The 20,792-nt window shown below is 68.8% G+C and carries 24 protein-coding genes; 14 read left to right on the top strand and 10 right to left on the bottom strand.

Going from position 1 to position 20,792, the window contains the following annotated elements; translation table 11 throughout:
- Positions 1-11 precede the first annotated feature (11 nt).
- The 9 genes from TCCBUS3UF1_RS11890 to TCCBUS3UF1_RS06835 all read left to right on the top strand — a co-directional run bounded on the left by TCCBUS3UF1_RS11890 (position 12) and on the right by TCCBUS3UF1_RS06835 (position 5,610).
- Positions 12-176, top strand: coding sequence for a hypothetical protein (locus TCCBUS3UF1_RS11890; protein ID WP_014515791.1), 165 nt, complete (start codon positions 12-14; stop codon positions 174-176).
- Positions 177-182: 6 nt separating this feature from the next.
- Positions 183-1,085 (top strand): hypothetical protein, encoded by a 903-nt coding sequence (locus TCCBUS3UF1_RS06870; protein ID WP_014515790.1) that lies wholly within the window; start codon positions 183-185, stop codon positions 1,083-1,085.
- On the top strand, positions 1,082-1,636 hold the full coding sequence (efp, locus tag TCCBUS3UF1_RS06865; protein ID WP_014515789.1) for an elongation factor P: 555 nt from the start codon (positions 1,082-1,084) through the stop codon (positions 1,634-1,636). The genes TCCBUS3UF1_RS06870 and efp overlap by 4 nt, the downstream gene beginning before the upstream one ends.
- Positions 1,637-1,747: 111 nt before the next feature.
- A complete protein-coding gene (gene accB / locus TCCBUS3UF1_RS06860) occupies positions 1,748-2,194 on the top strand; it encodes an acetyl-CoA carboxylase biotin carboxyl carrier protein (protein WP_014515788.1) in 447 nt (148 codons plus the stop codon).
- Positions 2,191-3,528, top strand: coding sequence for an acetyl-CoA carboxylase biotin carboxylase subunit (accC, locus tag TCCBUS3UF1_RS06855; protein ID WP_014515787.1), 1,338 nt, complete (start codon positions 2,191-2,193; stop codon positions 3,526-3,528). The genes accB and accC overlap by 4 nt, the downstream gene beginning before the upstream one ends.
- A 12-nt stretch (positions 3,529-3,540) precedes the next feature.
- A complete protein-coding gene (locus TCCBUS3UF1_RS06850; RefSeq protein ID WP_014515786.1) occupies positions 3,541-3,870 on the top strand; it encodes an Asp23/Gls24 family envelope stress response protein in 330 nt (109 codons plus the stop codon).
- On the top strand, positions 3,863-4,318 hold the full coding sequence (gene nusB, locus TCCBUS3UF1_RS06845) for a transcription antitermination factor NusB (RefSeq protein WP_014515785.1): 456 nt from the start codon (positions 3,863-3,865) through the stop codon (positions 4,316-4,318). Before TCCBUS3UF1_RS06850 ends, nusB begins: the two co-directional genes overlap by 8 nt.
- 1 nt (position 4,319) lies before the next feature.
- Positions 4,320-5,171, top strand: a complete 852-nt coding sequence (locus TCCBUS3UF1_RS06840) for a bifunctional 5,10-methylenetetrahydrofolate dehydrogenase/5,10-methenyltetrahydrofolate cyclohydrolase (protein WP_014515784.1) — start codon at positions 4,320-4,322, stop codon at positions 5,169-5,171.
- Positions 5,155-5,610, top strand: a complete 456-nt coding sequence (locus tag TCCBUS3UF1_RS06835; protein WP_014515783.1) for a divergent PAP2 family protein — start codon at positions 5,155-5,157, stop codon at positions 5,608-5,610. Before TCCBUS3UF1_RS06840 ends, TCCBUS3UF1_RS06835 begins: the two co-directional genes overlap by 17 nt.
- Here TCCBUS3UF1_RS06835 and TCCBUS3UF1_RS06830 read toward each other — a convergent pair.
- Complete coding sequence (locus TCCBUS3UF1_RS06830; RefSeq protein ID WP_014515782.1) at positions 5,589-5,789, bottom strand: hypothetical protein; 201 nt, start codon at positions 5,787-5,789, stop codon at positions 5,589-5,591. The genes TCCBUS3UF1_RS06835 and TCCBUS3UF1_RS06830 overlap by 22 nt on opposite strands.
- 74 nt (positions 5,790-5,863) lie before the next feature.
- On the opposite strand from TCCBUS3UF1_RS06830, the gene TCCBUS3UF1_RS06825 reads away from it, so the two are divergent.
- The gene (locus TCCBUS3UF1_RS06825) at positions 5,864-7,849 is read left to right on the top strand and encodes a (Fe-S)-binding protein (RefSeq protein WP_014515781.1); all 1,986 of its coding nucleotides are present in this window, start codon (positions 5,864-5,866) and stop codon (positions 7,847-7,849) included.
- Here TCCBUS3UF1_RS06825 and TCCBUS3UF1_RS06820 read toward each other — a convergent pair.
- The 3 genes from TCCBUS3UF1_RS06820 to TCCBUS3UF1_RS06810 form a co-directional block, all read right to left on the bottom strand.
- Positions 7,846-8,382, bottom strand: a complete 537-nt coding sequence (locus TCCBUS3UF1_RS06820) for a bifunctional 2-polyprenyl-6-hydroxyphenol methylase/3-demethylubiquinol 3-O-methyltransferase UbiG (protein ID WP_014515780.1) — start codon at positions 8,380-8,382, stop codon at positions 7,846-7,848. The two genes, TCCBUS3UF1_RS06825 and TCCBUS3UF1_RS06820, sit on opposite strands and share 4 nt — an antisense overlap.
- Positions 8,375-8,974: a hypothetical protein gene (locus TCCBUS3UF1_RS06815; protein ID WP_231291438.1), complete on the bottom strand. Its 600-nt coding sequence runs from the start codon at positions 8,972-8,974 to the stop codon at positions 8,375-8,377. The genes TCCBUS3UF1_RS06820 and TCCBUS3UF1_RS06815 overlap by 8 nt, the downstream gene beginning before the upstream one ends.
- A gap of 64 nt (positions 8,975-9,038) precedes the next feature.
- Positions 9,039-9,977 (bottom strand): alpha/beta hydrolase-fold protein, encoded by a 939-nt coding sequence (locus TCCBUS3UF1_RS06810; protein WP_041433812.1) that lies wholly within the window; start codon positions 9,975-9,977, stop codon positions 9,039-9,041.
- 15 nt (positions 9,978-9,992) lie between these two features.
- Between TCCBUS3UF1_RS06810 and TCCBUS3UF1_RS06805 the strand changes: the two genes are divergently transcribed.
- Positions 9,993-10,925 carry an L-lactate dehydrogenase gene (locus TCCBUS3UF1_RS06805; protein WP_041433811.1) on the top strand — a complete coding sequence of 311 codons (933 nt, stop codon included), beginning with the start codon at positions 9,993-9,995 and terminating at the stop codon, positions 10,923-10,925.
- On the opposite strand, the gene TCCBUS3UF1_RS06800 is transcribed toward TCCBUS3UF1_RS06805, so the two are convergent.
- A complete protein-coding gene (locus tag TCCBUS3UF1_RS06800; RefSeq protein ID WP_014515776.1) occupies positions 10,922-11,761 on the bottom strand; it encodes a DUF1517 domain-containing protein in 840 nt (279 codons plus the stop codon). The two genes, TCCBUS3UF1_RS06805 and TCCBUS3UF1_RS06800, sit on opposite strands and share 4 nt — an antisense overlap.
- A 98-nt stretch (positions 11,762-11,859) precedes the next feature.
- On the opposite strand from TCCBUS3UF1_RS06800, the gene lon reads away from it, so the two are divergent.
- Positions 11,860-14,286 (top strand): endopeptidase La, encoded by a 2,427-nt coding sequence (lon, locus tag TCCBUS3UF1_RS06795; protein ID WP_041433995.1) that lies wholly within the window; start codon positions 11,860-11,862, stop codon positions 14,284-14,286.
- On the opposite strand, the gene bshA is transcribed toward lon, so the two are convergent.
- The 5 genes from bshA to TCCBUS3UF1_RS06770 all read right to left on the bottom strand — a co-directional run bounded on the left by bshA (position 14,283) and on the right by TCCBUS3UF1_RS06770 (position 18,902).
- Positions 14,283-15,389, bottom strand: a complete 1,107-nt coding sequence (bshA, locus tag TCCBUS3UF1_RS06790; protein ID WP_014515774.1) for an N-acetyl-alpha-D-glucosaminyl L-malate synthase BshA — start codon at positions 15,387-15,389, stop codon at positions 14,283-14,285. The genes lon and bshA overlap by 4 nt on opposite strands.
- 83 nt (positions 15,390-15,472) lie before the next feature.
- A complete protein-coding gene (locus tag TCCBUS3UF1_RS06785) occupies positions 15,473-15,973 on the bottom strand; it encodes a hypothetical protein (RefSeq protein ID WP_014515773.1) in 501 nt (166 codons plus the stop codon).
- Positions 15,974-16,027: 54 nt separating this feature from the next.
- The gene (locus TCCBUS3UF1_RS06780; protein ID WP_014515772.1) at positions 16,028-16,270 is read right to left on the bottom strand and encodes a hypothetical protein; all 243 of its coding nucleotides are present in this window, start codon (positions 16,268-16,270) and stop codon (positions 16,028-16,030) included.
- 4 nt (positions 16,271-16,274) lie between these two features.
- Positions 16,275-17,498 (bottom strand): VWA domain-containing protein, encoded by a 1,224-nt coding sequence (locus tag TCCBUS3UF1_RS06775; protein ID WP_014515771.1) that lies wholly within the window; start codon positions 17,496-17,498, stop codon positions 16,275-16,277.
- 9 nt (positions 17,499-17,507) lie between these two features.
- Positions 17,508-18,902 carry a sigma 54-interacting transcriptional regulator gene (locus tag TCCBUS3UF1_RS06770; RefSeq protein WP_014515770.1) on the bottom strand — a complete coding sequence of 465 codons (1,395 nt, stop codon included), beginning with the start codon at positions 18,900-18,902 and terminating at the stop codon, positions 17,508-17,510.
- Between the two features lie 67 nt (positions 18,903-18,969).
- Between TCCBUS3UF1_RS06770 and hslV the strand changes: the two genes are divergently transcribed.
- The gene (gene hslV / locus TCCBUS3UF1_RS06765) at positions 18,970-19,536 is read left to right on the top strand and encodes an ATP-dependent protease subunit HslV (protein ID WP_155983274.1); all 567 of its coding nucleotides are present in this window, start codon (positions 18,970-18,972) and stop codon (positions 19,534-19,536) included.
- Complete coding sequence (locus TCCBUS3UF1_RS06760) at positions 19,533-20,783, top strand: ATP-dependent protease ATPase subunit HslU (protein ID WP_014515768.1); 1,251 nt, start codon at positions 19,533-19,535, stop codon at positions 20,781-20,783. Before hslV ends, TCCBUS3UF1_RS06760 begins: the two co-directional genes overlap by 4 nt.
- The last annotated feature ends 9 nt before the right edge of the window (positions 20,784-20,792 follow it).

Genomic DNA, 20,792 nt, shown 5'->3' with positions numbered 1-20,792 from the left:
CCTAGGGGGGTATGCGGGCGTTTCTCGCCAACCTCGAGGCCCTCTTCCTGGCCCTGGCCTTCGGCAGCCTGGTCTTCGGCCTCCTGGCCCGCCTCCTGGGGGTACGCCAGGCCTGGCCCTTCTTCCTCCTCGCCGCCCTCTTCTTGGCCCTTGGCCTTTTTTTCGGGCTAAAATAGCCCCTCGTGGCCAAGCGCGTGGTTTCGGTCTCCCTAGGCTCCAGCCGCCGCGATTCCGTGGCCGAGGTGGAGCTTTTAGGGGAGCGGGTGGTCTTGGAGCGGCGGGGGACGGATGGGGATTTCGCCAAGGCCCTGGCCCTCATCGGGGAGCTGGACGGAAAGGTGGACGCCATCGGCCTGGGGGGGATAGACCTCTACCTCTGGGCAGGGGGACGCCGCTACGCCATCCGCGACGCCCTGCGCCTCAAGAAGGCGGCCAGGCTGACCCCGGTGGTGGACGGCTCGGGCCTCAAGCACACCCTGGAGCGTCGGGCGGTGGCTGAGCTGGCCGGCCTGGTTCCCTGGAAGGATACCCGGGTGCTCCTGCCCTCGGCTGTGGACCGCTTCGGCCTGGCCGAGGCCCTGGCCGAGGCCGGGGCCCGGGTGCTCTACGGGGACTTTATCTTTGCCCTGGGCCTCCCCATTCCCCTCTATAGCCTCTCCTTCTTGCAGAAGCTGGCCTTTTTGCTCCTGCCCCTTCTCACCCAGCTCCCCTTCCACCTCCTCTACCCCACGGGGAAGGAGCAGGAGAAGCGGGTGGTGGACTGGCGGAGCCGCTACTACCTCTGGGCCGACGTGGTGGCGGGGGACTGGCACTACCTGAAGCGGTACATGCCCGAGAGGATGGAGGGGAAGACGGTCCTCACCAACACCACCACCCTCGAGGACGTGGCCTTCCTCAAGGCGCGGGGGGCTAAGCGGCTCATCACCACCACCCCCCGCCTGGGTGGGCGCAGCTTCGGCACCAACGTTATGGAGGCCCTCTTGGTGGCCCTGGCGGGGAGGGAGCTTGGGGAAGAGGACTACCTCCGGTATATTGACCTCTTAGGGCTCAGGCCCCAGGTCCTGGACCTCGAGGAGGCAGCATGATCAGCGTGACCGATCTACGGCCCGGCACCAAGGTAAGGATGGAAGGCGGCCTGTGGGAGTGCGTGGAGTACCAGCACCAGAAGATCGGCCGCGGCGGCGCCAAGGTGGTGGCCAAGTTCAAGAACCTGGAAACCGGGGCCACCATTGAGCGCACCTTCAACTCCGGGGAAAAGCTGGAGGACATTTACGTGGAGACCCGGGAGCTCCAGTACCTCTACGCCGAGGGGGAGGACCTGGTCTTCATGGACCTGGAAACCTACGAGCAGTTCCACCTGCCCAAGGACCAGGTGGAGGCGGCCCGCTTCCTCAAGGAAGGCATGACCGTCCTGGGGGACATGTACGAGGGCCGGCCCCTGAAGATCACCCCGCCCACGGTGGTGGAGCTCAAGGTGGTGGACACCCCGCCCGGGGTCCGGGGGGACACGGTTTCCGGCGGCTCCAAGCCCGCCACCCTGGAAACGGGGGCGGTGGTGCAGGTGCCCCTCTTCGTGGAGCCGGGGGAGGTCATCAAGGTGGATACCCGCACCGGCCAGTACGTGGGCCGGGCCTAGGCGGAGGGACCGAGGGGGCCCAGGTGCGCCTGGGCCCCCTGGTTTTTACCAAGTCCAAAGAAGCCCCGCCCTTTGGCTTTTGGGGTAAGCTTTATGCCACGAGGTAGGCCTATGACGCCCAAGGAGCTAAAACAGATCCTGCAGGCTTTGGTGGAGCACGGGGTGAACGAGCTTACCCTGGAAACCCCCGACTACAAGCTCACCGTCCGCCGGGGGGGCGAGGTCCAGGTGGTGGCCGTGCCCCAGGTGGTGGCCGCCCCGCCCCCCGCCCCAGCCGAGCCCCCCAAGAGGGAGCGGGCCGAGGAGGAGTGCGCCGGGTGCGTGGAGGTCAAGGCCCCCATCGTGGGCACCTTCTACCGCGCCCCAGCCCCCGATGCCCCCCCCTACGTCAAAGAGGGGGACCGGGTGGAGAAGGGCCAGGTCCTTTGCATCATCGAGGCCATGAAGCTGATGAACGAGATCGAGTCCGAGGTTTCGGGCGTCGTGAAGAAGATCCTGGTGCAAAACGGGGAGCCGGTGGAGTACGGCCAGCCCCTCTTCCTGATCCAGCCCCTATGAGGAAGGTCCTGATTGCCAACCGCGGCGAGATCGCCCTCAGGATCATCCGGGCCGCCAAGGAACTGGGCCTCAAAACCGTGGTGGCCCACTCCACCGCCGACGAGAAGAGCCTGCCCGTCCTCCTGGCGGACGAGGCCATCTGCATCGGGCCGCCCCCTTCGGGGCAGAGCTACCTCAACATCCCCAACCTCCTTTCCGCGGCCATCGTGACCGGGGCGGACGCCATCCACCCCGGCTACGGCTTCCTGGCGGAAAACGCCACCTTCGCCGAGATGTGCCGCGAGCACGGCATCACCTTCATCGGTCCTACCCCGGAGAACATGCGGGCCCTGGGCGACAAGGCCACGGCCCGGAAGGTGGCCCGGGAGGCCGGGGTGCCCACGGTGCCGGGCACGGACGAGCTTCAGGGCGTGGAGGAGGCCAAGCGGGCGGCCGCGGAGATCGGCTACCCCGTGATCCTCAAGGCTTCCGCCGGGGGTGGGGGCCGGGGGATGCGGGTGGTGCACACCGAGGAGGAGTTGGAGCGGGCCATCCAGCAGGCCCAGGAGGAGGCCCGGGCCGCCTTTGGCAACCCCGCGGTCTACCTGGAGAAGTACATTGAGGAGCCCAAGCACATCGAGATCCAGGTCCTGGGGGATGGGGAGAACGTCATCCACCTTTGGGAGCGGGACTGCTCCATCCAAAGGCGGCACCAGAAGCTCTTGGAGGAAGCCCCCAGCGTCCTCCCCTTGGAAACCCGCAAGGCCATCGCCGAGGCCGCGGCCCGCCTGGCCCGGCACGTGGGCTACGTGTCCGCGGGCACCCTGGAGTTCTTGGTGGACAAGGAGGGGAACTTCTACTTCATCGAGATGAACACCCGCATCCAGGTGGAGCACCCCATCACGGAGATGATCACCGGCGTGGACCTGGTCCAGGCCCAGTTCCGCATCGCCCAGGGGGAGAAGCTTTGGCTCAAGCAGGAGGATATCGGGGTCCGGGGCCACGCCATTGAGGTGCGCATCAACGCCGAGGACCCAGAGAAGGGCTTTAGGCCCTCCATCGGCAAGGTGGAGACCCTGCTTTTCCCGGGTGGCCCCGGCATCCGGGTGGACAGCCACCTCTACGCGGGCTACCAGATCCCGCCCCACTACGACAGCCTCATCGCCAAGGTCATCGCCTGGGCCCCCACCCGGGAGGAGGCCATACGGCGGATGGAGCGGGCCCTTTCCGAGACGGTGATCGAGGGGCCGGGGCTCAAGACCACCATCCCCTTCCACCAGAAGGTCCTGCAAAACGCCTTCTTCCGCCGGGGGGCGGTCTACACCAACTTCGTGGCCCGGCGCATGGAGTTGTAGACTGGGCGTGTGATGGTGGACTATGAGATCAGCGACCACGCCCTCGAGGGCCTGGTGGCCCATGCCCTTTCGGGCCTCGAGGGCGTGCGCCTTCTGGAAACCGCCCCCCGCTCCCTGGGGGAGGTGTTCCGGCGCGCCAAACCCATCAAGGTGGAGCGGACCCCCGAGGGCCTCGCCGTGGACCTGCTCCTTTCCGTGGACTACGGGGTGGCCATCCCCGAGCTGGCCCAGGCGGTGCAAAAGGCGGTGGCCGAGGCCCTTTTCCTGGCCACCGGGGAAAAGGTGCGGGCGGTGAACCTCACCGTGGCCCAGGTGGAGTACCGCAAGGAGGCCCATGCTTAGGCGCGCCCGGGAGCTGGCCATGCGGGCCCTCTTCGCCCACACCCAAGGGGGCGTGCCCCTGGAGGAGGCCTTCCGCCACACCCTGGAGGAGATGGGCGGGGAGGATGACCCCTACGGCGACCCCTTGGACGAGGAAGGGGTGGCCTTCGCCAGGCGGCTTCTGGAAGGCTATAAGGCCCGCCAGGAGGAGGTGGACCGGGCGCTTAGGGAGACGGTGGAGGGCTGGGACTTTGGCCAGATGTCCAAGACCGACCTCACCGTGCTGCGCCTGGCCGCCTACGAGATGCTCTACGAGCCCACCCCCTTCGCCCCCCTCATCGAGGTGGCGGTGAAGATCGCCAACCGCTACGGCGGGGAACACTCGGGGGCTTTTGTGAACGGGGTCCTGGGGCGCCTTTTCCGGCGCATCCAGGAGGGGGAGTTGACCACCGTACCCAAGGAGGCCTGAGATGACCTTGGCCCGCACCCTTTCCGGCCACGAGGTGGCGGAGGCCGTCTACCGCGAGCTCCGCGAGACCCTGAAGGCCCTCTCCTTCGTGCCCTCCCTGCGGGTGATCCGCCTGGGGGAGGACCCGGCTTCGGTTTCCTACGTACGCCTGAAGGACAAAAGGGCCCGGGAGCTGGGGCTTAGGAGCCAGGTGGAGGTCTACCCCGAGGACACGCCGGAAGAGGCCCTTCTGGAGCGCATTGGGGAGCTGAACCAGGACCCGGAGGTGGACGGGATCCTGGTCCAGCTGCCCTTGCCGCCCCACATCCGGGCGGAACGGGTCTTGGAGGCCATCTCCCCCGCCAAGGACGTGGACGGGTTTCACCCGGTGAACGTGGGCCAGTTATGGAGCGGGGGGGAGGGGCTTTTCCCCTGCACCCCCTTGGGGATCCTCCGCCTCCTGCAGCACCATGGGGTGGGGCTTCGGGGGAAGGAGGTGGTGGTCATCGGCCGCTCCAACATCGTGGGCAAACCCCTAGCCGGCCTCCTCCTGCGGGAGGACGCCACGGTGACCGTGGCCCATTCCCGTACCCAGGACCTGCCCCAGGTGGCCCGCCGGGCCGAGGTGCTGGTGGTGGCCGTGGGCCGTCCCCACCTGGTGCGCAAGGACTGGGTCCGCCCCGGGGCCGTGGTGGTGGACGTGGGGGTGAACCGGGTGGAGGGCAGGCTGGTGGGGGACGTGCACCCCGAGGTGGCGGAGGTGGCTTCCGCCCTCACCCCGGTCCCGGGGGGCGTGGGGCCCATGACCGTGGCCATGCTCATGGCCAACACGGTAAAGGCGGCGATCCGCAGGCGGCATGGACCTCCTCGCTAACCAGATCTTCTGGACAGCCCTCCTGGCCAACTTCCTGGCCCAGACCCTGAAGCTTTTCATCTACTACGTCCTCGAGGGCCGCTTTCAATGGGAGCGCTTCCTGGAAACCGGGGGGATGCCCAGCTCCCACTCGGCCACGGTGAGCGCCCTGGCCATAGGGGTGGGGCTGGAGGAGGGTTTTGGCTCCTCCCTTTTCGCCGTGGCCGCGGTCTTCGCCCTGATCGTCATGTACGACGCCACCGGCATCCGCCGGGCCGCGGGGCTCCACGCCCAGCTCCTGAACCAGCTGGTGCAGGAATTGCAGAAGGTGCTGGAGAAGGGCCCGGCCCCTGAGCCCCTGAAAGAGCTTCTGGGCCACACCTACCTCGAGGTCCTGGTGGGGGCCCTCCTGGGGGCCTTGGTGGCCCTCCTCAGCTTTCACCTCTTCCCGGCGGCGTAAAAGGCCAGGGTCTGGCCCACCAGGAAGACCAGAAGCCCCAGGGCCGGGGAAAGGAAGAAGACGAAGAAGCTCAGGAAAAGGGCCAGGACGAGGGGAAGGAGGGGCTTGCGGAAGCGGTGGAAGGCGTAGAGGTTGAGAAGCCCAAATAGGAGCAGAACGGCCAGGGCTACGGTTTCCACAAGGGGCCATTGTACGCTCTTGCTTGGGTGGGGAAGTGGGGTAAACTTTTACCGAGTATAAGGAGGGCGCATCCATGCTGACCCTACCGGAAAAAATCCTCTTCATCCTGCTCATGGCGGGAAGCCTTTACTTCGCCTACACCGGCTTCCGCCGCGTCTACTTGGCCATCCGCCGCGGCCGGCCCGAGGACCGCTTTGACCGCTTGCCGGAGCGGATAGGCCGGGCCATCTGGCTCACCCTGACCCAGAAGACCGTCTTCAAGCGCAGGCCCTTGGTTTCCCTCCTGCACGCCTTCGTGTTTTACGGCTTCGTCTACTACCTCCTGGTCAACCTGGTGGACCTCCTGGAGGGCTTCTTCCCCCTGCACGCCCGAGGGGGGCTTTGGAACCCTTACAATCTGGTGGCGGATCTCCTCACCGCGGCCATCCTGGTGGGGATCCTGGGCCTGATGGTGCGCCGTTACCTGGCCGCCCCCCACGACTTCACCTGGAACCCCAAGGTGCCCCTGCACGAGCGGGTCCGCCAGGGCATTCCCCGGGACTCGGCCATCGTGGGGGCCTTCATCACCTTCCACGTGGGCAGCCGCCTCCTCTCCAAGTCCGCCCACCTGGCCCAGACCGAGCCGGATCCCTTCCAGCCCGTGGCCAGCCTGCTGGCCGGGGCCTTGGCCGGGGCTTCCCCGGGGACCCTGGTCTTCCTGGAGCACTTCTTCTGGTGGGGTGCCTTGGGCTCCATCCTCCTCTTCCTGCCCTACTTCCCCCGCTCCAAGCACATCCACCTCCTGATGGGGCCCATCAACCTGGCCTTCCGCAGCGAAAAGCCCGGGGCGCTCCTGCCCCTGGACCTCGAGAAGGAGGAGGAGAAATTCGGGGCGGAGAAGCTGGAAGACCTTTCCTGGAAACGGCTTTTGGATGCCTACGCCTGTATCATGTGCAACCGCTGCCAGGAGGTCTGCCCGGCCTACACCACGGGCAAGGCCCTTTCCCCCGCGGCCATCCTCATCTCCGAGCGCTACGAGCTGAACGATATCCTTCCCGCCTTTGCCGGCGGGGCGGAAAGCCCCAGGCCCCTCATGGACTTCGCCCTCAACGAGGAGGCCCTTTGGGCCTGCACCACCTGCATGGCCTGCGTGGAGGTCTGCCCCGTGGGCAACGAGCAGATGCTCCACATCCTGGACGTGCGCCGGGCCAAGGTGCTCATGGAAGGGGAGTTCCCCCAGGAGCTGAACAACGCCTTCCGCGGCATGGAGCGCTCCGGCAACCCCTGGGGCATCGGCCAGGACAAGCGCCTGGACTGGGCCGAGGGGCTGGCCGTGCCCACGGTGGAGGAGAAGCCCCACCCCGAGGTCCTCTACTGGGTGGGCTGCGCCCCCAGCTACGACCCCCGGGCCCAGAGGATCGCCCGGAGCATGGTGGAGATCCTGAACGCCGCCGGGGTGGACTGGGCGGTGCTGGGCAGGCGGGAGAAGTGCACCGGGGATGCCGCCCGGCGTGCGGGGAACGAGTACCTGTTCTTCCAGCTGGCCACGGAAAACGTGGAAACCCTGAACGGGGTGGCCCCCAAGACCATCGTCACCACCTGCCCCCACTGCTTCCACACCCTGGGCAACGAGTACCAGGCCTTCGGCGGGTCCTACCGGGTGGTGCACCACTCGGAGTTCATCGCCGAGCTCCTGCGCACGGGCCGGCTAAGGGTTTCGGAGGAGACCCGCAAGGTGGTCTTCCACGATCCCTGCTACCTGGGCCGGCATAACGGCGTCTACGAGGCCCCCCGGGAGGTGCTGAAGGGGGTGGGCCTGAAGCTGGCCGAGCCCCCGCGGAACCGGGAGGGAAGCTTCTGCTGCGGGGCGGGTGGGGCCCAGTTCTGGAAGGAGGAGGAACCCGGGGCCATGCGGGTTTCCGAGAACCGTTACCGGGAGCTGAAGGCCACTGGGGCCGAGGTGATCGCCACGGGTTGCCCCTTCTGCATGGCCATGATGAACGTGGAGGTGGCCCAGGACCAAGCCCCCCCGGAGGTGCTGGACCTGGCCGAGCTGGTGGCCCGCTCCCTCAAGGCCTAGGGCTTGCCGTAGACGGCGAAGGCCCGGTAGCCCTCCATCCACCCCTCCCCGAAGGCCCGGAGGGCCAGGCCCAAGGGAGGGGTGAGGAGTTCCCATGGCTCCCAGTAAAAGGGGCTTTCCGGCCGGCCCCGCCTCTCGGCCTCCCGGCGGCTAAACCCTTCCACCAGCAGGAGCCCCCCGGGGGCCAGGAGGGGCGGGAGGGCCTGGAGGAGGGGGCGGTTCACGTAGTAGCTCAGGACGATCCCGGCAAAGGGGCCCGGGGGGAGGTGGGCCAGGGCCCCTGGGGCCTCGAGGTCGGCCTCCAGGAGGGTGAGGCCCGGGGTGCCGGCGAGCTGGCGCAGGGCCTCCCGGCTCCGCTCCACCAGCACCACCAGGTGGCCCCGCTCCCGGAAGTAGCGGGCGTTGCGCCCAAGCCCTCCCGCCAGGTCCAGCACCCTCCCTGGGGGCAGAAAGGGGCCAAAGGCCCGCACCACGAAGGCGGGAGGCCCCGGCGTAGGGGCCCTGCGGTAGAAGGCGTCCCAGTCCCTAGGCATGCCTGCGCAAGGCGAGGAAGCCGCCTCCCACGAGGATGAGGAGGGTCCCCGCCCAAAAGAGGGGCTTGGGCAGGTGGAAGGCCAGGTCAGCCCGGTGGAGGAGGTGGGCCAGGGCGTTTTCCCCTTCCAGGAGGAGCTTGAGCCCCGCCCAGCCCACCAGGGCGTAGGCCACCCGTTCCAGTCCGGGGTGGCCCTCCATCCAGGCCACCACCGAGCCCGCCAGGAGGCGGATGAAGAGGACGCCCAGGGCGACCCCGAGGAAGACCCAGAGGAACTCCTGGGAGAAGGCCACCACCGCCAGGATGGAGTCCACGGCGAAGGCCAGGTCCACCAGGTTGAGGAGAAGGACCACCCGCCAGAACCCATGGGCCTGGGCCCTGGGTGGGGCCTTGGCCCCCTGGTCCCGGAAGTGCTGGCGCATCAGGTAGAGGAGGTAAAGCCCCCCCAGGACCTGGACCCACCAGAGCGGGACCAGGTAGACGGCGAAAAGGAGGGCCAGGCCCCGGAGGAGGTAGGCCCCCAACACCCCGTAGAGGAGGGCCTTGCGCCGCAAGGCTGGGGGCAAGGGGCGGACCATCACCGCCAGGACCATGGCGTTGTCCCCGGAGAGGAGGGCCTCGAGGGCCGCCACGGAAAGGAGACCAGCACCCCCTCGCTCACGCCTCCCCCAACAGGTAGCGAAGCCCTGGGGCCAGGGCCTGCTTCCAGGTCACCCAGTTGTGCCCCGAGGGCCTTTCCCGGTAGGCGTGGGGGGCCTTGCGGTCGGCGAGAAGGGCGGCGAAGCGGCGGTTTGGCCCTAGGAGCCACTCCAGAAGGCCCACCTCCAGGTAGACCCGGGGCAGGACCTCGGCCTCGGCGTAGCGCTGAAGGAGCCACTCCTGGTCCCGGTAGGCGTCCTGCCCTCCGGGGTGGGCCTTGAGGGCGGGGGAGAGGGCCAGGACCTTGGCGAACCGTCCGGGGTGCCGCCAGGCCTGCCACAAGGAGAAAAGCCCCCCCAAGGAGGCCCCCACCAGGACCACCTCCCCTAGGGGCCCATAGGCCCCCTCCACCGCCTCCAGCACCCGGTGGAACTCGGCCTCATAGGCCTCGGAAAAGCGGTACTCCCGGTTCCGCTCCAGGGGCTCCACGAAGACCAAGCGCACAGGGGGGATCTCCCCCGCCTCCAGCAGGGCCTGGGCCACCTTGTGCAGGCCCGCGGTGCGGTAGAAGGCCACCCCGTCCTGGGCCACCACCGTGGCCTTGGGCTTTTCCCCCGTATGGGCCACGTAAAAGCGCCGCTCCCCCAGGCGGTGCCGCTCCACCCGGGGCTCCGCCTGGGGCTCGGGAGGGGCTTCGTAGCGGAACCCCGGGAGGCGCACGGCCCGGGGATAGGTCCACCAGGGGTTATCCGCCAGTTCGGGGTTGTCGGGGTCGGGAAAGGGCCTTCCCTCCCGGTCCAGGAAGGCGTACTCCACATAGGCCCCCTCGGGGAACTCCAGGGTAAGGGGGCCCGTAAGGGGAAGGGGATTCCGCTCCCAGTCGGTGAAATCGCCCACCAGGGCCACCGCCTCCGGGGGCGGGATGAAGGTGAGGGTGCGTCGGCCCACGCGAACCACGGGTATACTCTACCCATGAAGGTCGGCATCGTGGGCTCAGGTTTTGTGGGCAGCGCCGCCGCCTACGCCATGGCCCTCACGGGGGCGGTGCGGGAGGTGGTGCTGGTGGACCTGGACGAGAGCCTGGCCCGGGCCCACGCCGAGGACATCCTCCACGCCACCCCCTTCGCCCACCCCGTGTGGGTGCGGGCGGGGGGCTACCCCGAGCTGGCGGGGGCCCGGGTGGTGGTCCTGGCGGCCGGGGTGGCCCAGCGGCCCGGGGAGACCCGGCTCCAGCTCTTGGACCGCAACGCCCAGGTCTTTGCCCAGATCGTGCCCCGGGTGCTCCAGGTGGCCCCCGAGGCCATTTTGCTGGTGGCCACCAACCCCGTGGACGTGATGACCCAGGTGGCCTACCGCCTTTCCGGCCTGCCCCCGGGTCGGGTGGTGGGCTCGGGTACCATCCTGGACACCGCCCGCTTCCGCGCCCTCCTGGCCGAGCACCTGCGGGTGGCCCCCCAGTCGGTGCACGCCTACGTGGTGGGGGAGCACGGGGATTCGGAGGTCCTTCTCTTCTCGGGGGCCCAGGTGGGGGGCGTGCCCCTGCTGGCCTTCGCCGAGGCCCGGGGGACCCCCCTTACCCCAGAGGACCTGCGGCGCATCGATGAGGGGGTGCGCCGGGCGGCTTACCGCATCATCGCCGGCAAGGGGGCCACCTACTACGGCATCGGGGCCGGCCTGGCCCGGCTGGTGCGGGCCATCCTCACCGACGAGAAGGGGGTTTATACCGTGAGCGTCTTCACCCCTGGGGTGGAGGGGGTGGGGGAGGTGGCCCTTTCCCTGCCGCGGATCCTGGGGGCGGAAGGGGTGGAGGCCACCGTCTACCCCAGCCTGGACGAAGGGGAGCGCCAGGCCCTAAGGCGAAGCGCCGAGATCCTGAAGGAAGCCGCCTCCTCCCTGGGCTTTTAAAGCTTGGAAAGGCCTGGGTAGAGGAGGAGGAGTTCCTCCTCCGTTAGGGCCTCCCCCTCTCGCTCCGGGGTCCAGGAGAGATAGGCGGCGAGCAGGCTAAAGGGGCTGCTCCCCGCCAGGTCCAACAGGGCCTCCCGCACCCCAGCCCGCGTCAGGGGCCCCTTGGGGGCGAGGGGGCGGCGTTCGGCCAGGAGGAGGCTGGCCACCAGGTAGCGCCCCCCTGGCTCCGGCTGGGCCTGGTAGCCCTCCTCCACCCGCTTCCTCCCCTCAAAGTGGCGGAAGGTTTCCCGGTGCTTGCTCCGCTCCTCCAGCATCCAGGCGTCGAAGCGGCCCAGGACCTCCTCCTCGCCCCCTTGGACCACCTGGTAGTCGGCAAAGCGCCAGGCGGGCTCCTCCCGCAGGAGGAGGAGGGCGGCCTCGTCCACCAGGTCCGCCAGACCCTTGGCGGTGGTGGTTTCCGCCTCCTCCGCCAGGCGGCGCAAGGCCCGTTGCGCCTCGGGCCGGACCAGGAGGGCTAGGCGGAGCCGGGCTGCGCTCGCCCCAGGCCCTTCCCCGGCCTGGCGCAGGCCCCGCACCATCCAAAAGCCCACCAGGACCAGACCGAAGAAGACCAGGACGGGTAAAATGCCCAAGCTTCCCCCAGGGCCGGGGTAGACCACCACCGGTCCCGGATAGGCAGGCCCGGGAAGGGGCAGGGTGGGGGCGGGTCCGGGGGACATGGGGGGCGGGCTTGGGGTGTAGGGCCGGCCCCCCACGCCGCCTCCGCTCTTCTGGGCCAGGGCTAGGGAAAGGGCCAGCAGGCAGAGGACCAAGAGGCGGCGCATGCCCCTTAGCATACGCCCGGGCTCTAGGCCTTTGCGCTAAACAAGATTTCGCAGTAAACTTGATAAAGGTAGGCTTAGATATGGACGAAAGAAGCGAAAGGAGGGAAACCATGCTGCCGGAAACCTTGCCCGTCTGCCCTGTGCGGGGGTCGGTCATTTACCCCACCATGGTCATGCCCATCGACGCCAGCCGGCCCATCTCCATCCGGGCCATCGACGAGGCCCTGGCGCGGGAGCGGGTGCTCCTCATCGTCAGCCAGCGGGACAAGGAGGTGGAGGTCCCCAAGCCCTCCGACCTCTACGAGGTGGGCACCGCCTGCAACATCCTCAAGATGCGCAAAAACCCGGACGGCTCCGTCCAGGTGCTGGTCCAAGCCTTCGCCCGGGTGCGGGTGAAGGAGTGGCTGGACCTTCACGACCACCTCGAGGCCAAGGGGGAGGTGGTGGCCGACCTGCCAGGGGAGGCCACCTTGGTCAAGGCCCTGGTGCGGGAGGTCAAGGACAAGTTCCAAGCCCTCCTGAAGGAGGGGAAGTACCTGGCCCCCGAGGCCTCCCAGTTCATCCTGAACCTCGAGGACCCCAGCCAGCTGGCCGACTACATCGCCTTCCACATGGACTTCCGCCTGGAGGACAAGCAGAGGATCCTGGAAACCGCCGACGTGGCCGAGCGGCTGCGGCGGGTCCTGGTCCTGTTGCAGGCGGAGCTGGACCTGGTGGAAACCCAGCGCCGCATCCAGCAGCAGGTCAAGGAGGAGATTGACCGCAACCAACGGGAATACTTCCTCCGGGAGCAGATGAAGGCCATCCAGCGGGAGCTCCACGGGGAGGAAGGGGCGGAGGAGGTGGAGGAGTTCCGCAAAAAGGTGGAGGAGCTGGACCTCCCCCCGGTGGTGCGCCAGGAGGTGGAGCGGGAACTCAACCGCTTCGCCCGCATGCACCCCGATTCCGCCGAGGCCAGCGTCATCCGCACCTACCTGGACTGGATCGTCCACCTTCCCTGGAACCGGCGCACCGAGGATAACCTGGACCTGGCCCGGGCCAAGGAGATCCTGGAGCGGGACCACTACGGCCTGGATAAGGTGAAGGACCGGGTCTTGGAGTTCCTGGCGGTGCGCAAGCTCAAGGTGGAGCGGGCCAAGCGGGGGGAGATCCCTCCCGAGGAGGTGAACAAGGGCCCCATCCTCCTCTTCGTGGGGCCCCCGGGGGTGGGGAAGACCTCCATCGCCAAGAGCATCGCCGAGGCCTTGGGCCGCAAGTACGTGCGCATCTCCTTAGGCGGGGTGAGGGACGAGTCCGACATCCGGGGCCACCGCCGCACCTACATCGGGGCCATGCCGGGCCGCATCATCCAGGGCCTGCGGCAGGCGGGCACCAAGAACCCCGTCTTCCTCCTGGACGAGGTGGACAAGCTGGGCATCTCCTACCAGGGGGATCCGGCCGCGGCCCTCCTGGAGGTCTTGGACCCCGCCCAGAACAAGGAGTTTGTGGACCACTACCTGGGGGTGCCCTTTGACCTTTCCGAGGTGATGTTCATCTGCACCGCCAACTTCCCCCAGAACATCCCCGCCCCCCTCTGGGACCGGATGGAGGCCATCGAGTTCACCAGCTACATTGAGCAGGAGAAGCTGGAGATCGCCAAGCGCTACCTCCTGCCCCGGCAGATGCGGGAAACGGGCCTTGCCGAGGGGCAGGTGGTGGTGACGGAAGCCGCCTTGATGCGCCTCATCACCCACTACACCCGGGAGGCGGGGGTGCGGCAGCTGGAGCGGGAGATCGGGGCCCTGTTGCGCAAGGCGGCGCGGCAGATCCTGGAGGAGGGCAAGAAGCGGGTGCGTATCACGGAAAAGGACCTGGAGCGCTACCTGGGCCCGCCCCGCCACCTCCCCGAGACCGAGGCCCGGGAGCCCCAGGTGGGGGTGGCCACGGGGATGTACTACACCCCGGTGGGGGGGGACATCATGTTCGTGGAGGTGAGCGTCATGCCCGGCAAGGGCAACCTGATCCTCACCGGGCAGCTGGGGGACGTGATGAAGGAGTCGGCCCGGGCGGCCCTCTCCTACGCCAAGCGGAACGCCGAGCGCTTCGGCATCCCCCTGGAGCGGTTTGAGGCCTCGGACATCCACATCCACGTGCCCGCGGGGGCCATTCCCAAGGAGGGGCCTTCCGCCGGGGTGGCCCTGGTAAGCGCCCTGGTCTCCGCCCTCACGGGGGTGCCCGTGCGCCACGACATCGCCATGACCGGGGAGATCACCCTCACGGGCCGGGTCTTGCCCATTGGCGGGGTCAAGGAGAAGGTCCTGGGGGCCAGGCGGGCCGGCATCCGCGAGGTGATCCTCCCCAAGGCCAACGAGCCCGACCTCTCCGACATCCCCAAGCCCCTGCGCCAGAACATGACCTTCCACTTCGTGGAAGGGCTGGACGAGGTGCTGGACCTGGCCTTGGTGGGGGGGTTGGGGGCCCTCGAGGCCCGCGCCGCCCACCCGAAGGCCAAGCGCTCCACCCGGAAGGCCAAGAAGGAGGTGGTGGCCCGGGCCTAGCCTAGGGCTTCCTCGTACACCTGGAGGTACTGGGCGGTGATCTTGTCCGGGTGGTACTCGGCTATCGCGTACTCCCGGGCCCGCCGCCGCATCCGTTCCCGCTCGGGGCTATAGAGGAGCTCCAGCACCGCCTCGGCCAAGCCCTCCAGGTCCCCCAGCTCCACCAGCCGCCCCACCTCGGGCCGCACCAGCTCCGTCACCCCGCCCACCGCGGTGGCCACCACCGGCACCCCGCAGGCCAGGGCCTCGAGGGCCGCCTGGCCAAAGGACTCCTCCTCCGAGGCCAGGAGGAAGAGGTCCGCCGCCCCCAGGACCGCCTCGGGGTGGGGGGTGGGGGGGTGGAAGGCCACGTAGGGGGAGACCCCTAGCTCCTCCGCTACCCGGCGGACCTCCGCCTCCTCGGGCCCCTTGCCCAGGAGGAGGAGCCGCGCCCTTACCCGGCGCCGCACCTTGGCGAAGGCCCTTACCAGGTCCGGCACCCGCTTGATGGGGCGGAAGTTGGAGGCGTGGACCAAAAGCCACTCCCCTTCCTCGGCGTAAAGCCGCTTGCGTTCGGGCCGCGGGCGAAACCGCTCGGGGTCCACGGCGTTGTGGATGACCCGCGGCCTTATGCCAAAGGCCCGCTCCGCCTCCAGGGCCAGGGCCCGGCTCACCGCGGTGGTGGCCCGGGCCGCCATGAGGGCCCGGCGGGTGGGGCCGTGGAAGGCCGGGTCCATGCCCAGGACGGAAACGTCGGTGCCGTGCAGGGTATGGACCAGGGGAAAGCCTTCCCCAAAGGCCAGGTAGGCGGCGGCGGCGTGGGGGATGGCGTAGTGGGTGTGGACCAGGTCCAGCCCCAGCCTTTGCGCTTCCCGTTCCAGTACCCCCGCCAGGGAAAGGGTGTAAAGCGGCCCCGGGAAGACGGGGTAGAAGGGCAGGTCCACGGGCACGAAGGCCACGGGGCTCTCCTTGGGCAGGCGGAAGGGCCTTTCCGTGGCGAAAAGGTAGACCCGGTGGCCGGCCCTGGCCAGCCGGTCCGCCAGCTCCGTGGCCACGATGCCGCTTCCCCCCAGGCCCGGGTAGGCCACCAGGCCCAGATGGAGCCCCCTCACGTCCAAGCCCATGCCCTTTGGGGATGCCCAGGCCTCCTGGCCGGGCCTTGCCGCCTTGTCCGCCGCTGCACCCAGGCCATGCCCCTAGTCTAGCCCTAGGGCCGCCATCCCGAGGGCGTGGCCGGGTAAGGGGGTGGGCTTCCCTTGGAAAGCTCCAGGCGGAAAAGCCGCGTCAGCACCACCACGCCCCCCGTGTGCCGCGCCTGGGCCAGGGCCTGGTCCAGGAGGGCGGAGAGCTCCAAAAGGAACCGGTCCAGCCGGGCCTTGTCCCAGGGAAGGGCGATGAAGGAAAAGCAGGCGGCGTTGACCCTGGGGCAGTGGGGCTCTACCCTAAGCCTCCCCCCGAGGAAATAGGTCCGCCAGGCGCCCAGGTCCACCCGGTACCCCGAGCGCAGCTGGGCCTGGTACCCCTGGGCGAGGGCGCGCCAGAGGGCCTGGGCTTCCTTGCCCGTGGGGGAAAGGGTGTAACGCCAGGCCTGGGCCCCGCCTGCGGTGAGGCTTTGGCTGCGGGTGAGGCGCCATTCCTGGGCCAGGCCCCAGGGGAGGGCCAGGAGGAGGCCGGTGAGGAAAGCCTTGGGCCCTGTCCAGCTGGCCATGCCCTTAGTCTTGCACCCCTCGAGGCCGCCAGGGGTGACGGGCGCACACGGCCCCTACAGCCCGGCCAGGGTTTCCTCCGCCTCCGCCATGTAGGGGTCCCAGGGCACCAGGGTATACCCCTTTTCCCCTTGGGCGGCGTAGTAGGGGAGGTCCAGGCGCAAGGGGGTGTGGGCCTCGAGGTGGGCCCGTACCAGGGCCGGCGGGGGTTTGGGGTGGAGCCTAGGGTGGCGCAGCCTTTCCAGCAGGAGGCTCAGCCGAAGGGCCAGGGCGGTCTTGGGTGGGGGGGCCTTGCCCATGGCTTCAGTTGGCCCGGACCTTCTTGTTGAGGAAGTCCAGGAGGAGGTACTTGCCGATGTTCCGGGGGTGGGTCAGGTAGGCCTTTCCCCGGGTGATCTGGGAAAGCTTCTTCACGAAGGCCAGAAGTTCCGGCTCCCGGGCCAGCATGAAGGTGTGGATGGGGATCCCCTCCCGCCGGGCCAGGGTGGCCTCCTTGAGGGTTTCCGCCAGGATGAGGGGGTCCAGGCCCCAGGCGTTTTTGTAGACCTCCCCGCTGGGCAGGGTGAGGGCCGAGGGCTTGCCGTCGGTGATGAGGATGATCTGCTTCATCTCCCCCCCCATCTTGCGCAGCAGGGTCCGGGCCAGCTCCAGCCCGGCCTTGGTGTTGGTGTGGTAGGGGCCCACCTGGGCCAGGGGCAGCTTGGCCAAGGGGATCTCCTCCGCGGTGTCGTGGAAGAGGACGAAGCGCACCCGGTCCCCCGGGTACTGGGTGCGGATGAGGTGGGCCAGGGCCAGGGCCACCTTCTTGGCCGGGGTGAAGCGGTCCTCCCCGTAGAGGATCATGGAGTGGGAGCAGTCCAGGAGGACCACGGTGCTCATGCTGGCGGTGTACTCGGCCAGATCGATGATCAGGTCCTCGTGGCTTAGGTGGGCCAGCCCCTTGGCCGCGGCCTTCTTCAGGGTTTCCGGCACGTTGAGCTCCAAAGGGTCCCCCCAGGCCCAGGGCCGGGTTTCCCCCGTCTTCTCCACCCCCGGGGCGTGGTGGGGGGTGGGGTGGAGGCCGGGGGCGTTGCGCCCTAGGGCCCCCAGAAGCTCCCGCAGGCTTTTCAGGCCCAGGAAGTCCGAGGCCTTTTCCGTGAGTTCCAGGCGGGCTTCCCCAGCCTCCCCCCGGTACCCGCCGGAGGCGGGCTGGGTGGGGTCTTCCTCGGGAAGGCGCAGGTAGCCGGCCTCCCTAAGCTTCTGGATCATCTGCTGGATGGCCTGGTAGAGCCGGGTTTCCTCCTTGCGCTCGGCGAAGCGGGCCTCCCGTAGCCAGTCCTCGGGTACCAGCTCGTTGCGCAACAGGGCCTGGAGGAGGGCGTCATAGAGGTCTTCCAGGGTTGGCTGGCGCTCGGGGTCGGGATCGTAGCGCTGGAAGGGGTCGGAGAAGCCCGAGTCCAGGAGGAAGTCCTCCAGGAGGGAGAGGATCTCCTCGGGGCTGAGCTCCTCCAGGCCTCCTTCGTAGCGGGCGTAGCGGATGGCCTTCACGCCTCCCTCCTAGTTGCCGTAGCTCCGGCTCCGGTCCGCGGCCTGGTAGCTGGCCTCCCCCCGGGAGAGTTTGCGCCGCCCCACCAGGCCTTCCAGGATGAACTCCCCCGCCGAAAGGAGGAGCTCGGCCTCCTCGCTCCCCGCCAGGGTGCGGGCGGCCTCCAGGAGCCCCGGCACCTCGGCCATGGCCTCCAGGGCTTCTTGGGGGCCCGCCTCGGGCAGGGTGAGGAGGTTGCCCGCCTCAAAGTGGGCCACGATGGGCTCGGTCCTCAGGCGGTAGCGGGGGAGGACCAGGCCGAAGGCCCGTTGCACCACCTCCTTGGCCACCCGCTCCGCCCCCTGCAGCTCCCCCTCGTACTCCAGCTCCAGCTTGCCGGTGATGGCGGGGAGGCCGGCGTAGAGGTCCAGGGGCCGGGCCACGGGGCGGAGGCCCTGGAGAAGGGCCCGCCTTTCCGCCGAGGCCGCCACCAGCTCCAGGAGGCTGATGGCCAGGCGCTGGGAAACCCCGGCGGTCTGGTCCACCCGGCGGTCCTCCCGGGCGGCGAAGGCCACCGCCTCCACGGAAAGCCGCACCCACTCGGGCACCAGGACCCCTTGGGGCACGTAGGCCTCCTGGGCGCTGATGCGCAAGCCCTCTTCCAGGCTCCTCGGGTAGTGGGTGCGGATCTCGCTGCCGATGCGGTCCTTCAGGGGGGTCACGATCCGGCCCCGGGCGGTGTAGTCCTGGGGGTTGGCGGTGAAGACCAGCCAGACGTCCAGGGGCAGCCTGATGGGGTAGCCGCGGATCTGGACATCGCCTTCCTCGAGGATGTTGAACAGGGCCACCTGGACCTTGGGGGCCAGGTCGGCCAGCTCGTTCACGGCGAAGATCCCCCGGTTGGCCCGCGGCAGGAGGCCAAAGTGGATGCTCTCCAGGTCCGCCATGCCCGTGCCCCGCCGGGCCGCCTTGATGGGGTCCATGTCCCCCAGGAGGTCGGCCACGGTGGTGTCGGGGGTGGCCAGCTTCTCCACGTACCGCTCCTCCCGCTCCACCCAGACGATGGGGGCCTCGTCCCCTGCCTCCTCCAAAAGCCGCTTCCCCTCAGGGGAGATGGGGGAAAGGGGGTTGTCGCGCAGCTCCGTGGGCAGGGCGGGGATGGCTTCGTCCAGGAGGCTGACCAGGCTGCGCAGGATCCGGCTTTTGGCCTGGCCCCGGGTACCCAGGAGGATGAAGTTCTGCTTGGCCAGGATGGCCTGGACCAAGGCGGGGATCACCGTGTCCTCGTAACCGTGGATGCCGGGGAAAAGCCGCTCCCCCCGGCGGAGCTTCTCCCGGAGGTTCTCCCGGGCCTCCTCCTTCACCGTGCGCCGTAGCCTTTCCAGGGGGTAGGTACGGCGCAGCTCGCCTAGGGTCTTGGCCTTCACCCTTTCAGTCTAGGGGAGCCTGCACCCTAGGAGTGTGCGCGGCCCCTCTTAGGCTAACGCCGTTCTCATGCCTAGGCGGTATCTTGGCGGCGTGGAGATCCATGGAACCACCATCCTGGCCGTGCGCAAGGACGGCGTGACCGCCTTGGCGGGGGATGGCCAGGTCACCTTCGGCCAGACCGTCCTCAAGCGGGGGGCGGTGAAGGTGCGCAAGCTGGAGGTGGGGGAGGGGGTCCTGGTGGGCTTCGCCGGTGGCGTGGCCGATGCCCTGGCCCTTTTGGAGCGCTTTGAGGAGAAGCTCAAGGAGGCCAAGGGCAACCTGCTCAAGGGGGCGGTGGAGACCGCCAAGCTTTGGCGCACCGACCGGGTGTTGCGCCACCTGCAGGCCATGATCCTCGCCGCTGACCGGGACAGCCTGGTCCTGCTTTCGGGAAGCGGGGAGGTCATCACCCCCGAGGAACCCCTCCTGGCGGTGGGCTCTGGGGGGCCTTATGCCCTGGCGGCGGCCAAGGCCCTCTACCGCCACTCCGGCCTTTCCGCCAAGGCCATCGCCGAGGAGGCCCTGCGCATCGCCGCCGAGGTGGACCTGTACACCTCGGGCCAGATCACCGTCCTCACCCTGGGAGAAGCATGAACCTCACGCCGGCAGAGATCGTCCGCGAGCTTTCCAAGCACATCGTGGGCCAGGAAGAGGCCAAGAAGGCGGTGGCGGTGGCCCTGAGGAACCGCTACCGCCGCAGAAAACTCCCCCCAGAGGTGGCCCGGGAGGTTACCCCCAAGAACATCCTCATGATCGGCCCCACGGGGGTGGGCAAGACGGAGATCGCCCGCCGCCTGGCCCGTCTGGCGGGGGCCCCCTTCGTGAAGGTGGAGGCCACCAAGTTCACCGAGGTGGGCTATGTGGGCCGGGACGTGGACAGCATCGTGCGCGACCTGGCCGAGGCCAGCTACCAGCTGGTGCTGGAGGAGATGAAGAAGCAGGTGGAGGCCAGGGCCTTGGCCTTGGCCGAGGAGGAGCTGGCCACCCTCCTCCGGGCCTCCCTGGCCGAGGTGCGCTCGGGCCGCCTGGATAGCCTCTCGGTGGAGGTGCAGGTGGAGGAGGAGCTCTCCTTGCCCTTCATGGGGGTTCTGGGCGGCGAGGGCATGGGCGGCATGGGGGAGATGCTCAAGGGCCTCCTCCCCAAGCGCCCCGTGCGCAAGCGGATGACGGTGAAGGAGGCCCGGGAGGTGCTGAAGAACCAGCACGCCGAGCGCCTCATTGACAAGGAGGAGCTGAAGGAAGAGGCCCGGCGCCGCGCCCAGGAGGAGGGGATCGTCTTTATTGACGAGATCGACAAGGTGGCCCGCCGGGAAGGCACCGTGGGTCCCGACGTCTCCGGGGAGGGGGTGCAACGGGACCTCCTGCCCATCGTGGAGGGCACGGTGGTCTCCACCCGCATCGGTCCCATCTCCACGGAGCACGTTCTCTTCATCGCCGCCGGGGCCTTCCACGTGGCCAAGCCTTCGGACCTGATCCCCGAGCTCCAGGGCCGCTTTCCCATCCGGGTGGAGCTCTCCCCCTTGGGCCCAGGGGAGTTTTTCCGCATCCTCAAAGAGCCCGAGAACTCCCTCATCCGCCAGTACACCGAACTCCTTAGGGCCGACGGCACCGAGCTTTTCTTCCATGAGGACGCCCTTTGGGCCATCGCCGAGGCGGCCCACAGGGCCAACCAGGAGCTAGAGGACATCGGGGCGCGGAGGCTGGCCACGGTGCTGGAAAGGGTGCTGGAGGAGGTGAGCTTCCAGACGGACCTGGGCCGGGTGGAGATTACCCGGGCCTATGTGGAGCAGCGGTTGGCTTCGGTCTTCGCCTCGCCGGATCTCACGCGGTTCGTGCTGTAGGAGGAAGGA

It is taken from the genome of Thermus sp. CCB_US3_UF1 (assembly GCF_000236585.1).
GTDB lineage: Bacteria > Deinococcota > Deinococci > Deinococcales > Thermaceae > Thermus.
This window is presented reverse-complemented; position numbering and strand designations above follow the sequence as displayed.

Excerpts from the sequence above, each read along its gene's own strand:
- TCCBUS3UF1_RS11890 (WP_014515791.1), top strand. The coding sequence starts at position 12 with ATGCGGGCGTTTCTCGCCAACCTCGAGGCCCTCTTCCTGGCCCTGGCC.
- efp (WP_014515789.1), top strand. The coding sequence starts at position 1,082 with ATGATCAGCGTGACCGATCTACGGCCCGGCACCAAGGTAAGGATGGAA.
- accB (WP_014515788.1), top strand. The coding sequence starts at position 1,748 with ATGACGCCCAAGGAGCTAAAACAGATCCTGCAGGCTTTGGTGGAGCAC.
- accC (WP_014515787.1), top strand. The coding sequence starts at position 2,191 with ATGAGGAAGGTCCTGATTGCCAACCGCGGCGAGATCGCCCTCAGGATC.
- TCCBUS3UF1_RS06850 (WP_014515786.1), top strand. The coding sequence starts at position 3,541 with ATGGTGGACTATGAGATCAGCGACCACGCCCTCGAGGGCCTGGTGGCC.
- nusB (WP_014515785.1), top strand. The coding sequence starts at position 3,863 with ATGCTTAGGCGCGCCCGGGAGCTGGCCATGCGGGCCCTCTTCGCCCAC.
- TCCBUS3UF1_RS06840 (WP_014515784.1), top strand. The coding sequence starts at position 4,320 with ATGACCTTGGCCCGCACCCTTTCCGGCCACGAGGTGGCGGAGGCCGTC.
- TCCBUS3UF1_RS06835 (WP_014515783.1), top strand. The coding sequence starts at position 5,155 with ATGGACCTCCTCGCTAACCAGATCTTCTGGACAGCCCTCCTGGCCAAC.
- TCCBUS3UF1_RS06825 (WP_014515781.1), top strand. The coding sequence starts at position 5,864 with ATGCTGACCCTACCGGAAAAAATCCTCTTCATCCTGCTCATGGCGGGA.
- TCCBUS3UF1_RS06820 (WP_014515780.1), bottom strand. The coding sequence starts at position 8,382 with ATGCCTAGGGACTGGGACGCCTTCTACCGCAGGGCCCCTACGCCGGGG.
- TCCBUS3UF1_RS06815 (WP_231291438.1), bottom strand. The coding sequence starts at position 8,974 with ATGGTCCTGGCGGTGATGGTCCGCCCCTTGCCCCCAGCCTTGCGGCGC.
- TCCBUS3UF1_RS06805 (WP_041433811.1), top strand. The coding sequence starts at position 9,993 with ATGAAGGTCGGCATCGTGGGCTCAGGTTTTGTGGGCAGCGCCGCCGCC.
- TCCBUS3UF1_RS06800 (WP_014515776.1), bottom strand. The coding sequence starts at position 11,761 with ATGCTAAGGGGCATGCGCCGCCTCTTGGTCCTCTGCCTGCTGGCCCTT.
- lon (WP_041433995.1), top strand. The coding sequence starts at position 11,860 with ATGCTGCCGGAAACCTTGCCCGTCTGCCCTGTGCGGGGGTCGGTCATT.
- bshA (WP_014515774.1), bottom strand. The coding sequence starts at position 15,389 with ATGGGCTTGGACGTGAGGGGGCTCCATCTGGGCCTGGTGGCCTACCCG.
- TCCBUS3UF1_RS06785 (WP_014515773.1), bottom strand. The coding sequence starts at position 15,973 with ATGGCCAGCTGGACAGGGCCCAAGGCTTTCCTCACCGGCCTCCTCCTG.
- TCCBUS3UF1_RS06780 (WP_014515772.1), bottom strand. The coding sequence starts at position 16,270 with ATGGGCAAGGCCCCCCCACCCAAGACCGCCCTGGCCCTTCGGCTGAGC.
- hslV (WP_155983274.1), top strand. The coding sequence starts at position 18,970 with ATGCCTAGGCGGTATCTTGGCGGCGTGGAGATCCATGGAACCACCATC.
- TCCBUS3UF1_RS06760 (WP_014515768.1), top strand. The coding sequence starts at position 19,533 with ATGAACCTCACGCCGGCAGAGATCGTCCGCGAGCTTTCCAAGCACATC.